Genomic DNA, 12,837 nt, shown 5'->3' on the forward strand with positions numbered 1-12,837 from the left:
GCCCATGTCCGCCTACCTCGCCCAGCCCACCGAGCCCGGTCCGCGCGCGACCGTGCTGGTGGGCTTCGAGTTGTTCGGCGTGACCGACTACGTGTGCGCCGTCGCCGACCGCGTCGCCGCCCTCGGCTACACCGCCGTCGTGCCGGATTTCTACCACCGCTCCGGCCGCCGCATCGCGCTGCCCACCACCGCCGACGGCCGAACGCGGGGCTTCGAGCTGCTGTCGGAGGTCACCCCGGGGACGGCGTCGATCGCGACATCGAAGCCCTGCTCGACCAGCTGCCCGGCCCGCACGCCATGGTCGGGCCTCAGCGTCGGCGGCACATCGGCTACTACGCCGCCGCCCGGTTCCCGTTCGCTGCCGTGGCCACGTTCTATCCCGGCTGGCTCACCGACGCCACCATCCCGCTCGGCCGCCCCACGCCCACCCTCGACCTCACGCCCGGCATCAAGGGCCGCCTGCTCTTCCTCGTCGGCGACGGCGACAACCTCTTCACCCCGTCCCAGCGCGACGAGATCGCCGCCCGCCTCCGTGACGACGGCATCGACCACGACTTCGTCGTCTACCCCGACACCCCGCACGGCTTCTTCTGCGACGAACGCGACTCCTACCGACCCGCGGAGGCTGCGGATGCCTTCAGCCGCGTCACGTCAATGCTGGCCGATCACCTGGGCTGATCGCCGGCGTCGCGGACCAGCAGCGCGACCTGGACCCGGTTGGTCAGGCCCAGCTTGGTCAGGCAGCGGCTGACGTGCGCTTTGACCGTCGCCTCGCTCATCACCAGCTCACGGGCGATCTCGGCGTTGGACAGCCCGCGCGAGACGGCCCGTACGACGTCGCCCTCGCGTGGAGTGAGCATGGCCAGCCTGGTGCGGGCCTTGGCCGCGTCGGGGCGGCGCTGCCCGGCGAAGGCCTCGATCAGCCGTTTCGTGACGGTCGGTGCGAGCATGGCGCTGCCGGCGGCGACGGTGCGGACGGCGGCGACGAGGTCGCGGGGCGAGGTGTCCTTGAGTAGGAAGCCGACGGCACCGTGGCGCAAGGCGGTGTGCACGTAGTCGTCGATGTCGAACGTGGTGAGCATGACGACCGCCGGCGGCATCGGGAGTTCCTGAAGCGCGGCAAGGGCTTTGAGGCCGTCCATGCCCGGCATCCGCACGTCCATCAACACGACGTCGGGCCGGTGCGCGCGGACGACAGTCAGCGCCTCGGCGCCGTCGGCGGCCTCGGCCACGACCTCGATATCGTCCACCGGCTGGAGGATCATCCGGAACCCGGCGCGGACCAGCTCCTCGTCGTCCACGAGCACCACGCGGATCACTCGGCCTCCCTCTCGTCCGGAACGTCGGCGACAACGGCGAAGCCCCCGTCGCGCGGGCCCGCCTCGAACCGCCCGCCCATCAGCTCGACCCGCTCGCGCAGTCCGACCAGGCCCATTCCGCTGCCGGGCAACGGATCCGGCGCGTGCGGCGGGCGGCCGTTGGTCACCGTGACCTCGACGGCGCCGGGCCGGTAGCGCAGGACGACCGTCGTCGGGGTCGGGCCGGCATGCTTGTGGACGTTGGTCAATGCCTCCTGCACGACGCGGTACACGGTGGCGGCGGACATGGGTGACAGCTCGCGTGGCGTTCCCTCGTCTCGCCGCGTGACCTCGACGCCGGCCGACCGGGACTGGTCGAGCAGCCGGCCCAGGTCCTCGATGGTGGCCTGCGAACCGTCCACATCGGTCGACTTCAGCACGCCGAGCACCTGGCGCAGCTGGGAAAGCGCCTCCTTGCCGGTCAGCCGGATCAGCTCGGCCTCGGTGGCCGTGTAGTCGTCCTTGGCGTTCATCTCCAGCGCGCCCGCGTGCAGCACCATCAGCGACACCCGGTGTGCCACGACGTCGTGCATGTCCCGGGCGATCCGGGCCCGCTCCTCGGCCCGGGCCCGTCCGGTCCTGGCCTCCTGTTCACGGGTCAACTGCGCGGTTCGTTCGTCCAGCCACAGGCCGACCGCCACAGGCAGCCACACGAACAACGCCGCCCCGCCCAGCAGGCCGTACGGATCGGGGGACGCCGTGACCGGCGCGAATTCCAGTGCGGTGGCGGCGATGACGTAGCCGAGGACGCGGGGCGAGCGGCGATAGGTCGAGGCGGCCAGGTAGGACGTGACGAGCAGCGTCGGCCAGGTCGACCGCAGCAGCCACGCCAGGACCGTGACCGCGAACAGCGGCCAGAGCCGGCGCGGCGTGAGCAACACCGCGCCGGCGCCCAGGATCCCGAGCACCATGGCCGGCACGAGATCGGGCACGGGAAGGTGGAAGTAGGTGGCAGAGCGGGCGTCGGCCGGCAGCAGTGAGCCGGCGAACACCAGCGCGGCCAGGATCGCCCTGGTGCGCCGTGAAACCGCCCCCCGACCTTCGGTCACGCCGAACACCATAGCCCTACAACTAAAGTAGGGGCCGGCCGTCGCACTTCGGCCGACGTGTCGCACCCGGTCGGGCGATGACGATGACTGCCATGGCCGACACGACAACCGCCGCCGTGCGCGCGGCGGGACTGAGGAAGATCTACGGGGCCGGCGACGCCCGGGTGGTCGCGCTCGACGGCGTCGATGTGACGTTCGCACGCGGCGGCTTCACCGCGATCATGGGGCCGTCCGGCTCCGGCAAGTCCACGCTCATGCACTGCTTGGCCGGGCTCGACCGGCCCGACGACGGCCGGATCTGGCTGGGGGACACGGAACTCACCGGGTTGCGCGACGACGCGCTGACGGCGTTGCGGCGCGACCGGATCGGTTTCGTGTTCCAGTCGTTCAACCTGTTGCCGACTCTGACGGCGCTGGAGAACATCACCCTGCCGTTCGACCTGGCCGGCCGCCGTGCCGACCCGGACGCTGTGCACGCCGTCGTCGACGTGGTGCGGCTGGGCGACCGCCTCGGTCACCGGCCGAGCCAGCTCTCCGGTGGCCAGCAGCAGCGGGTCGCGGTGGCCCGGGCGCTGGTGACCCGGCCGGATGTGGTGTTCGCCGACGAGCCGACCGGGGCGCTGGACTCGGTGGCGTCGGCCGAGCTGCTCGGGTTTCTGCGGCACAGCGTCGACGCGCTGGGGCAGACGGTGGTGATGGTGACTCATGATCCGGCCGCCGCCGCGTACGCCGACCGGGTCGTGCACCTGGCCGACGGCACGATCGTGGCCGACCGGGTGAAGGTGGGGAACTGATGTTGAAGGCCACGCTGCGCGATCTGTTCGCGCACAAGGGGCGGGTGGCCATGACGATCGTGGCCGTCGCGCTGGGCGTCGCGGCCACGGTGGCGAGCTGGGTCGTCAGCGATTCCGTCGCGGCCACGTTGGTCCACGCCGATATCCGCACGGATGTCGGGATCTCGGTGCCGGGGCCGCTGAACGATGTCGATCGAGGCCGGCTGGCCGCGTTGCCCGGCGTCACGCGGACAACAAGTGTTGTCAGCGGCCGGGCCGGGCTGGTGGGCCCGACCGGCAAGCTGGTCGATGTCGGCACGCTGCCCGAGCAGGCCGGCACGGATTGGGACGACAGCGGGCGGTTCGTGCTCGTTGCCGGACGTGCGCCGGCTCGGGCCGGGGAGATCGCCGTGAGTTCGGAGGCCGGCGTTCCGGTGGGCGACCGGACTCGGGTTCTGTTGGCCAGGGGGCAGCAGAACCCGGTGACCGTGGTCGGCGTGTTCCGCTATCGGACGCTCGGGCCCGATGAGCCGAGTCCTGTGGTGGCATTCTCACCGGCGTCGACAGTGCTCGGCGCGACCTACTCACGGATCGAGGTCACCGGCGCTGACGTTGCTGCGGTGCGGGCGCTCTATCCGAAGGCGGCCACCGGGAATGAGTTGGCGCTTGCGGCCCAGGAGCAGGCAGCCGGTGACGCCGAGGACCTGCGCGAGACCCTCCTGCCGTTCGCCGCGGTGGCGTTGCTGGTCGGAACCTTCGTCATCGCCAACACCTTCACCATGTTGATCACGCAGCGGACGCGCCAGTACGCGCTGCTGCGGGCGGTCGGCGCGTATCGCCGTCAGGTGCGGCGGAGCGTGCTCGTCGAGGCCGTCGCGCTGGTGGTGACCACCTTGTCGGCCTACGGTTCCGCGCGCCGGGCCGCCACGGTGCCGCCGGTCGCCGCGTTGCGGCTCGACGCCGGCCGACCCGAGCTTCGGCGTGGTCTTCTCGGCCTGCTCGCGTTGGTCGCGGGCGTGATTGCCGTAATGGCCACGCTCGATCCCGGCGCCGACACGACCGAACGGATCGTCGCCATCGGCGGGGCGATCGTCGGCGCGGTGGGAATCCTGCTGCTGGCCCCCGTTCTGGCCGGTGCCTCGCTGCGGCCGTTGATCGCGCTGACCCGGCGGTTGGCCGGCCCGGCGATGAGGCTGGGCGTGCAGAACGCGGCCCGCGATCCCCGGCGTACGGCCGGCACCGCCACGGCGATCACCGTCGGCCTCGGGCTGGTCTGCGCCTTCGGCACCTTGAGCGCGACCCTGACGGCGTTGATCGGCTCCGCGGACCGCGTCAACATTCCCGTGACCACCACGATTCTTGAGCCCGCCGCGGGCAGATCGGCCACTGTGGACGCTGCCGATCTCGGCACCGTGCGAGCACTACCGGGCGTCACCGAGGCCGCGGCGGCCCGCAACGCCATCGCCGATGTGGGCTACGCGGGCGGCACCACCAGGTTCCGGGTGACGGCCATCGAACCGTCGGCACTGGGCACCGTGCTGACGCCGCAGCTCACGGCCGGCACCGCCGACCTGCGTCGCGGCGTTGTGATCTCGCAGAACCAGGCCGACATGATGGGCGTGCGAACCGGCGACACCCTGACCCTCGGGCTGGGCGCCTCGACGGTTCGGACCGTGGTCGAAGGCGTGTACCGGGCCACCGAGTTGCAGTCCAGCCTGTACTTCGACGTCGCCCGCGCACCGGCCGAGGTGCGGGACCGGCCGTCGCTGATCTACGCGGCCGGTCCCAACGCTCGTGCCGCCGTGGAGGCCGCTTTCCGCGGCCGTCCCGACGTTGTGGTCGCCGGGCGGGACGACCTGGTTGCCGCCGACATCGCGGCGCAGGCCCTCGCCTTCGTGGTCATTGACGCCATGTTCGGCGTGGCCATCGTCATCGGCGTGTTCGGCGTGGTCAACACGCTCGTGCTGTCCGTGCTGGAACGCACCCGTGAGATCGGCCTCACCCGCGCCGTCGGGGCGAGCCGTCGTCTGATCCGGCGGATGATCACCGTGGAGAGCCTGGTGATCTCGCTGTTCGGGGCCCTGCTGGGCATCCTGGTCGGCGTCGCGGTCGGGGCGGTCATGCAGCACGCCATGCTCGGGCAGGAGCTGCTGACCTTCTCCGTCCCGGTCGACGCCATCGGCCTGTCGCTGGTCGGCATCGTCCTGGCCGGGGTGCTGGCCGCCCTCTGGCCCGCGCAGCGGGCGGCCCGCACCGACGTGCTGTCAGCGATCGCCGGCTAGCAAACCGCCGGCCGCCTTGGCGAAGCGGGCGCCCATGAGGCGATGGGTCTCGGCGTCGGGGTGGAGGTTGTCGGGCAGCTCGGGGTCGCCCTCGGCATAGAGCTCGCGGCCGTCCAGGTAGTGCAGGTTGGGGTCGTCGTCCGAGCGCTGCTTGACGATGCGGGCCAGCTCCTCGCGGATGACCGACAGCGTGAGCTTGCCGGGGGCCGGCTCGCCAGTGGCGCGGAAGCGGACCTGGTCGCCGTCCATGAGGGGCATGGCCGGGCCGGGGGTCTGCTCGTGGATGGCGCAGAAGATCGGCGAGACCACGAGCAGCGGCGTGTCCGGGTGGCCCTCGCGGATGGTGTCGAGGAAGCCGTGCACCGAGGGGCCGAAGACGCGCAGCCGCATCACGTCGCCGTTGACGAGGTTGATGCCCAGCTTGAGGCTGATCACATCGGCGGCGGTGTCCCGGATCGCCCGCGCGGTGAAGGGATCGAGCATCGCGCTGCCGCCGAAGCCGAGGTTGATCAGCTCCACGCCGGCCGCCGTGGCGGCGAGGGCGGGCCAGGTCTGGCTGCCGCTGGCGGCGTTCGAGCCGTGGCTGATCGAGCTGCCGTGGTGCAGCCAGATCCGGCGATCGGTCGTCACGGCCTCCACCGGCGCATCCGTGCGCAGGGCGACGAGCTCGGTGATCTCGTTGTACGGCAACCAGATCACCACCTCCTTCGACCCCGGCGGGAGATCGAAGCGGACGGTGCCGACCGGGCCGGACACGGTCTCGGCGCCGCCGGTGGACATGTCGATGCGGAGCTCGTTGCCGCCCGTCGTGCTGGCCTGGCCGACCAGCTTTCCGTCGACCAGCAGGTCGTACAGGCCGTCCGGGCGCGCGGGCGCGCCGAGGTAGACGTTCTTGGTGCGGAGCGTGTCCAGCTCCACTGCCGTGGCGGAGGTGCGGAATACCAGGCGGACGCCCGAAGTCTGTGCCTCGGCCATCATCAGCTGCCCGTCGGGGATCTGCACGCGTGCGCGGGCCGGCAGCCGATGCGGCTGCACGCCGTGCTCGGTCGGCTCCATGGCCAGCGCGCCCCGCACCAGGTCGGCGGTGATCGGCGTGGTGATCCAGTCGTTCATGACCCCACCCTGTCACAAAGCCGCGGGAAAAGTGGACTCATATCGGCCGGTGCCGACGGAATTGCTTGTCAGGTGTCCTAACGCGTGCGATAAACGACACCACTTATCATTTCAACGACGAAATCGGTGAGGTATTGCCCGTGGCCATCGCCGTGGGATGGGGCTCTACGTCGGCCAGCCCCTGATCACCGGACTGGTGTCCATATTGGACAAAGCCGGTTGTCGACATCCGTGAGACGAAGTCTCAGCTGACCACGGTCGGCTGGAGGATACTTGTGGGAGCTGTTTGTTGATGATTGGTTAGTATACTAATCTTATTTGATATTCATGCATTGGGTTATGAAAATAAGAGATGGTGTGGCGAAGGCTATTCAATTAACGATCAATATCACATCGGCCAGTGCATTCGTGATGCTACTCCATCCTACGGCAGTGGATTCTTGTCATTTTCTGTATAGACTCGAGGGTTTGTCGTGAACTACTTGCGGGGTGTTCGTGATGTTGCTAATAAAGCATGATTGTCATGCTAATTCAGCTTTGCGAGGTAGCTGGTGGTCAAAGGAAAGCACAGTAACTGAAGTTTTACTACCTGCGGAAACGACCACAGTCAGTGGATTCATTCTCCGGCTTATTACGTCACGAGGGGGTGTTCTAGTGGAATACCATCCTTGTCATGTTTATGGTGAGCGAGGTCTTACGTGGAGATGTTACAAGAACGGTACGTACAATTGTCATAACCGAGTTACCCCCAAACGTCACTCGAATCGCCGGAGCGGATAAATCATCCGGTGAGGCGTTGAAACTCGCTGCGATTGAGGTCATGTGCTGTCGATTGCTTCGCGCGATCACTGAAATTGGTGCTCCTGTAGGAGCCCTGCCAGCAAGCTTAAATTTCGTAATCGACTTCCTTTCTTAGATGAACCATAGTTCGTGCTCTCGCATAAGCAAGAGACACTCAATGCACCCGCCGCTCGTCGTCCGCGGTCGCCTGCTGGTTAACAGTTTATAAATACATCTGGTTTGAGCGGTCCCGTTGTTCTGGAAAAGTTGAGAACAGAACTCCTTTCTAGTCCTCACTGACTCAGATACGTTGCCGAGCCACTCACGTAGGACAAAAGCGACCGCTTGCCGCCGTCGAGCCGCCGCTGAGCGGCGGAAAGGAGCCGTTGGGCAGAAGTCGTGCCCGAAAGGCTAACGATCAGCGTCGCCGCCGCGAATTAGCCTCGTGCCGGGATTCCCAAGTCTCCACCCGGTGCCGCGTGGTCCCCCTGTCACCCCCGAGCGGGGGGATCACGTCGGCTTGAAGAACTCCCGCACCGCCGCCGCGACCAGCTCCGGCTGCTCCTCCGGCAGGTAGTGGTCGCTGGGCAACGCCCGCCCCGTCACGTCGACGCCGTATCCCTGCCAGACATCGGGCACGTCGTAGGTGGCGCCGACGAAGCTGTGCTCTCCCCACAGCACCAGCAGTGGGCACTCGATCCGCCGGTCGACGTCGGCGTTGTCGTGCACCAGATCCGCGCCGGCGGCGGCCCGGTAGTCGGCGCAGGAAGCGGCGATCGACGCCGGATCGGAGAAGCAACGTACGTACTCGTCGACGGCGGCCGGGTCGAAGGCGGTGCCGCCGCTGTGCCGGGAGTTCATCCGCGAGCGGATCCAGAACTCGGGCTCGGCGCCCAGCAGCCGCTCGGGAATCCCGTGGCCGGCGGCCAGGAAGAACCAGTGGAAGTAGCCCAGCCCTACCGCCGCGTCAACATGCTCGAAGGCGTATCGGGTCGGCACGATGTCCAGCACGGCCAGGCGTTCCACGGCATCGGGCGCGTCCAGGGCCATGCGATGCCCGACCCGCCCGCCACGGTCGTGCCCGACCACGCCGAAACGGTCGAAACCCAGTTGGCGCATCAGGGAAACCTGGTCGGCGGCCATGGCCCGCTTGGTGTACTCGGGGTCGCCCTCGGTCGGCGCGGGCTTGTCGCTGTCGCCGTAACCGCGCAGATCGGCCAGAACCACGGTGTGGCCGGCGGTCAGCAAAGGCGCCACGCGGTGCCAGATCAGATGCGTCTGCGGATACCCGTGCAGCAGAAGCAATGGCGGGCCCTCGCCCCCGACCGCGCAGTGGATCCGGGCGTCACCGGTGTCGATGTCCTGGTAGGTAAAGGAATCCGCCAACAGGCTCACGCGAACTCCAACACGGTCTTGGTGAACTCCACGGTCGACGCGGTCCCGCCGAGATCCGGCGTGCGCACCGGCGACTTGGCCAGGCAGGCGGCGATGGCGTTCTCGACCTGGGCCGCCGCCTCGGCGTGACCGAGGTGGTCAAGCAGCAGCGATGCGGTCCAGATGGCCCCCAACGGATTCGCGATGCCGCGGCCGGCGATGTCCGGCGCGGAACCGTGCACCGGCTCGAACATCGACGGGAAGTCCCGCTCCGGGTTGAGGTTGGCCGCCGGCGCGATGCCGATGCCGCCGGCCACCGCGGCCGTCAGGTCGCTGAGGATGTCGCCGAACAGGTTGGAGCCGACGATCACGTCGAAACGGGTCGGGTCCAGCACCAGCTTGGCCGCCAACGCGTCCACGTGCTCGGACCGCCACGACACGTCGGGGTGGCTGGCGGCGACCTCGGCCACCACCTCGTCCCAGAACGGCATGGTGTGCACGATCCCGTTCGACTTGGTGGCCGAGGTCAGCACCCCGCGGCGGTTGTCAGCCAGCGTGAACGCGTACTCGGCGACCCGGGAGATGCCGGCCCGCGTGAACACCGCCTCCTGCACCGCCATCTCCTCCGGGAAGCCCCGGTGCAGCCGGCCGCCGATCTCGCCGTACTCGCCCTCGACGTTCTCGCGCACCACCACCAGGTCGACCTGGCCCGGCAGCGCCGTGCGGACCGGGCTCGGCAGGCCCTCGAACACCTTGACCGGCCGCAGGTTCACGTACTGGCGGAAGCCGCGGCGGATCGGGATCAGCAGCCCCCACAGGGAAACGTGGTCCGGCACCGACGGATCGCCCACCGCGCCGAGGAAAACGGCGTCATGGTGGCGGATCTGGTCCAGACCGTCGGCCGGCATCATGGCGCCGGTCTCGTGATAGCGGGCGCAGGACCAGTCGAACTCGTCGTAGGCGAAGGTGACGCCGTGCCGCGCGCCGACGGTGTCCAGCACGTGCCGGGCCGCCGGCGTGACCTCGTGGCCGATGCCGTCGCCGGGGATGAGCGCGATCCGATGGGTGACCATACGTCCGATCACAGCACCACTGCCGACGCGCGGTCCAAGACCGGATCCCAGCCCGCGTGATAGGCGTTGCCTATGAGAGCATGGCCATGAACGCCGCGGCCGCCGGGCTCAGCCCGGCCGACCTCGTGGCCAGCGAGATGTGCAGGTACGCCTCGGGCTCCAGGTCGTGCACCCGCGCCCCGCTGCGCAGGGCCAGCCCGGCCCAGGCGTCCGACAGCACGGCCATGCCGGTGCCGTTGAGCACCAGCGGCAGGATCGCCTCCCGGTGCTCGGTGTCCACCACGGCCGCGAGGTCGACGCCGCTGTCCCGGATCCGGTCCACCAGCCGCCGCATGCCGCTGCCGACCTGGCCCACGATCAGCCGGTGGCCGGCCAGCTCCTCGTGCCGAACGACGTGCCCGGCCGGGAACGGGCCGTCCGGCGGCGTGACCAGCACGAACCGCTGGCGCCCCAGCGACGTGAAGTGCACGCCGGCGGCCCTCGGCTCCTCCGTCGAGGCCAGCAGGCCCACCTCCACCGCGCCGGCCCGCACCATGTCGATGACCGAAGACGCCGTGAAGGCCGCCCGCACCGCGACCGACATGCCCGGATGCTTCGCCGTGAACGCCCCGATCAGGCTGGGCAGCGGCTCCACCGCCTGTGACGGCGTCGCCGCCATCTCCACCCGGCCCACCGCCAGCCCCGACACCGACTCGACGCTGGCCCGCGCCGCCGCCAGCCCCCGGACCACCTGCCGCGCCGGCTCCACCAGCGCCCGGCCGGCGTCGTTGAGCATGAGCCTTCGGCCGATCCGGTGGAACAGCGGCTGCCCCAGGTCCTTCTCCAGTGTCCTCAGCGCCTGCGACAGCGACGGCTGCGCCACGTAGAGCACCGCCGCGGCCCGGCCGACGCCGCCGTGGTCGACCACTGCCAGGAAGTACTCCAGCTGCCGAGCGTCCACAGTGGCCAGTATTTCACCTGAGCGTGACCTATCACCCGTTCCGGGGTATGTCGACGCACCAGCGGTGATCACTAGGCTGGTCGGCGACTTCGAGGAAGAGGTGGCAACGGGTGGAGCGACCGGACTGGGCCCCCAAGGACGTCGACATCGAGAAGGCCAGCGCCGCGCGGCTGTACGACTACTTCCTCGGCGGCAGCTACAACTTCGAGGTCGACCGGGCGCTCGGGCGTCAGATCGAGCAGGCGGCGCCGGGCGTGCCGGAGTTCGCCTTCCTCAACCGCGCCTACCTGCGGCGGGCCGTGCGCTACATGCTGGCGCAGGGCATCGACCAGTTCCTCGACCTCGGCTCGGGCATCCCGACCGCGGGCAACGTGCACGAGATCGCCCAGAACGCCAACCCGGACGCCCGCGTCGTCTACGTGGACAACGAGCCGGTGGCGGTCGCGCACGCGGACCTCATCCTGGAGGACAACCCCAACGCGGTGGCCATCGAGGCCGAGCTGCAGGACCACGCCACGGTCCTCGGCCACGAGAAGACCCGGGGGCTGCTGGACTTCAGCCGCCCGATCGGCCTGCTGGCCGTGGCCGTGCTGCATTTCCTGCCGGCCGGCGTCGACCCCAACGCAGTGCTGGCCGAGTACCGCCGGGCCCTGCCGGCCGGCAGCTACTTCGCCCTGTCGCACCTCACCCGCGACGTGGGCAGTGATCAGGTGGACCAGATCATGCGGCTCTACGCCCAGTCCCAGAACCCCATCACCCCGCGCAGCAAGGACGACATCACCGGCCTGTTCGAGGGTTTCGACGTGGTCGACCCCGGCGTCGTGTTCACGCCCCTGTGGCATCCCGAGTCGCCCGAGGACGTCGGCGAGCGGCCCGACCGCAGCGGCGCCTTCGTCGGGGTCGGCCGCAAGCCCTAGGCCGCCGGGGCATCGGCGACGACGGCTTAATCCATCGGGAAAGCCGATAGACACTTTGGAGTGCTGCGCCTGCGGGGTGTTGGCGCAGCACCGTGGTCAGTCGCGGTCGGCCCGGGCGGCGGCGTGGCGGAACTTGTGCCGGTAGGAGCGGGCGGTGGTGCCGACGTGGCGCTGGAAGTTGCGGCGCAGCGTCTCCGGCGAGCCGAAGCCGACCATGGCGGCGATCTCGGCCACCGGGTGGTCGGTGGTCTCCAGCAGCAGCTTGGCCCGGTCGATGCGCTCCCGGTTGACCCAGTCGAAGATGGTGGTCCCGGTGGCGGCGCGGAACTTGCGGACCAGGCTGCGCTCGCTGATGTAGGACTGCTCGGCCACCTTGGCCAGGGACAGCGGCTCGTGCAGGTGCTCACGCAGCCAGGCCATGACCGTGGCCATGGGTTCCCGGTCGTCGTCGCGGCGTGAACGGGCGTCGCCGCGCCAGGGGGCGGCGATGACCGCCCGGCCCACCGCCTCGGCCCGGGGCCGTCCGACGTCCATGGCCAGCAGGTGCAGGGCCAGGTCGATGCCGGAGAGCATGCCTCCGCCGGTGTGCACCCGCTCGTCGTCGACGTACGAGTGGTCGCCGTCGAGGCGAACGGAAGGGAAGAGCTCGTGGAATTCGCGGGCGTACTTCCAATGTGTGGTTGCCCGGCGGCCGTCGAGCACTCTCGCCTGGCCGAGCAGGAATGCGCCGGTGCCGAAGCCGGCCATTCGCGCGCCGGCTGCATAGGCGGCCCGCAAAGCGTCGATGAGCGCCGGGCTGCGCGGCGTGAGCGGATTCTCGACGCCGGGCACGATGACGGTGTCGGCGGTAACCAATGTCTCCAGCGGGGCCAACTCGCCCCCGCCGTTCTGCTCGCCGCACAGCACGACTTCGTACTGCCCGGCGACATCGGACTCGGCGCTGGCTCTCGGGCCGAACACCTGGCGCACGACGTCGATATCGAGCGAAACGGCGTCGTTCGGCGCCACGAGCGCGATGACGTGCCGGTAGCGGCCACGGGACAGCGCCGGCCGGCCGGCGTCGGTGCGCATCACGACGGCCTGCTGCCCGTGCGGACTGGCCCGCCATACCTTGCCGTGACTGGTCGCGAAGGTGGTGTAGGCCGGATACACCTGCATCGGCGTCGCCATGGTCGCCG

At 69.5% G+C, this 12,837-nt stretch carries 11 protein-coding genes and 1 pseudogene; 5 read left to right on the forward strand and 7 right to left on the reverse strand.

From position 1 onward, the window contains the following. Nucleotides 1–4: 4 nt before the first annotated feature. Nucleotides 5–268 (forward strand): annotated as a pseudogene (locus KUTG_RS66885) (dienelactone hydrolase family protein); the annotation flags it as partial. 29 nt (nucleotides 269–297) lie between these two features. Next, nucleotides 298–678, forward strand: coding sequence for a dienelactone hydrolase family protein (locus tag KUTG_RS50255; RefSeq protein WP_052396404.1), 381 nt, complete (start codon nucleotides 298–300; stop codon nucleotides 676–678). Here the strand turns inward: KUTG_RS50255 and KUTG_RS50260 are convergent. Together KUTG_RS50260 and KUTG_RS50265 are read right to left on the reverse strand one after the other, a co-directional pair. Beyond that, complete coding sequence (locus KUTG_RS50260) at nucleotides 666–1,319, reverse strand: response regulator (RefSeq protein ID WP_043727096.1); 654 nt, start codon at nucleotides 1,317–1,319, stop codon at nucleotides 666–668. The two genes, KUTG_RS50255 and KUTG_RS50260, sit on opposite strands and share 13 nt — an antisense overlap. Then, on the reverse strand, nucleotides 1,316–2,407 hold the full coding sequence (locus tag KUTG_RS50265) for a sensor histidine kinase (protein ID WP_198047648.1): 1,092 nt from the start codon (nucleotides 2,405–2,407) through the stop codon (nucleotides 1,316–1,318). Before KUTG_RS50265 ends, KUTG_RS50260 begins: the two co-directional genes overlap by 4 nt. Nucleotides 2,408–2,499: 92 nt before the next feature. On the opposite strand from KUTG_RS50265, the gene KUTG_RS50270 reads away from it, so the two are divergent. Continuing rightward, entirely contained in the window at nucleotides 2,500–3,201 is a 702-nt protein-coding gene (locus KUTG_RS50270; RefSeq protein WP_052396859.1) for an ABC transporter ATP-binding protein, read from the forward strand. Further along, on the forward strand, nucleotides 3,201–5,462 hold the full coding sequence (locus KUTG_RS50275) for an FtsX-like permease family protein (RefSeq protein ID WP_043727100.1): 2,262 nt from the start codon (nucleotides 3,201–3,203) through the stop codon (nucleotides 5,460–5,462). Before KUTG_RS50270 ends, KUTG_RS50275 begins: the two co-directional genes overlap by 1 nt. Here the strand turns inward: KUTG_RS50275 and KUTG_RS50280 are convergent. The 4 genes from KUTG_RS50280 to KUTG_RS50295 form a co-directional block, all read right to left on the reverse strand. Next, entirely contained in the window at nucleotides 5,445–6,575 is a 1,131-nt protein-coding gene (locus tag KUTG_RS50280; protein ID WP_043727101.1) for a GDSL-type esterase/lipase family protein, read from the reverse strand. The genes KUTG_RS50275 and KUTG_RS50280 overlap by 18 nt on opposite strands. 1,290 nt (nucleotides 6,576–7,865) lie before the next feature. After that, entirely contained in the window at nucleotides 7,866–8,750 is an 885-nt protein-coding gene (locus KUTG_RS50285; RefSeq protein WP_052396405.1) for an alpha/beta fold hydrolase, read from the reverse strand. Beyond that, the gene (locus KUTG_RS50290; protein WP_043727103.1) at nucleotides 8,747–9,802 is read right to left on the reverse strand and encodes a tartrate dehydrogenase; all 1,056 of its coding nucleotides are present in this window, start codon (nucleotides 9,800–9,802) and stop codon (nucleotides 8,747–8,749) included. The genes KUTG_RS50285 and KUTG_RS50290 overlap by 4 nt, the downstream gene beginning before the upstream one ends. 70 nt (nucleotides 9,803–9,872) lie before the next feature. Further along, nucleotides 9,873–10,742, reverse strand: a complete 870-nt coding sequence (locus KUTG_RS50295; protein ID WP_043727105.1) for a LysR family transcriptional regulator — start codon at nucleotides 10,740–10,742, stop codon at nucleotides 9,873–9,875. A 110-nt stretch (nucleotides 10,743–10,852) separates the two neighbouring features. Between KUTG_RS50295 and KUTG_RS50300 the strand changes: the two genes are divergently transcribed. Then, a complete protein-coding gene (locus tag KUTG_RS50300) occupies nucleotides 10,853–11,659 on the forward strand; it encodes an SAM-dependent methyltransferase (protein ID WP_043727107.1) in 807 nt (268 codons plus the stop codon). 96 nt (nucleotides 11,660–11,755) lie between these two features. Here KUTG_RS50300 and KUTG_RS50305 read toward each other — a convergent pair whose 3' ends face one another. Further along, on the reverse strand, nucleotides 11,756–12,829 hold the full coding sequence (locus KUTG_RS50305) for a GlxA family transcriptional regulator (RefSeq protein WP_052396406.1): 1,074 nt from the start codon (nucleotides 12,827–12,829) through the stop codon (nucleotides 11,756–11,758). Nucleotides 12,830–12,837 lie beyond the last annotated feature (8 nt).

The organism is Kutzneria sp. 744, assembly GCF_000568255.1.
GTDB lineage: Bacteria > Actinomycetota > Actinomycetes > Mycobacteriales > Pseudonocardiaceae > Kutzneria.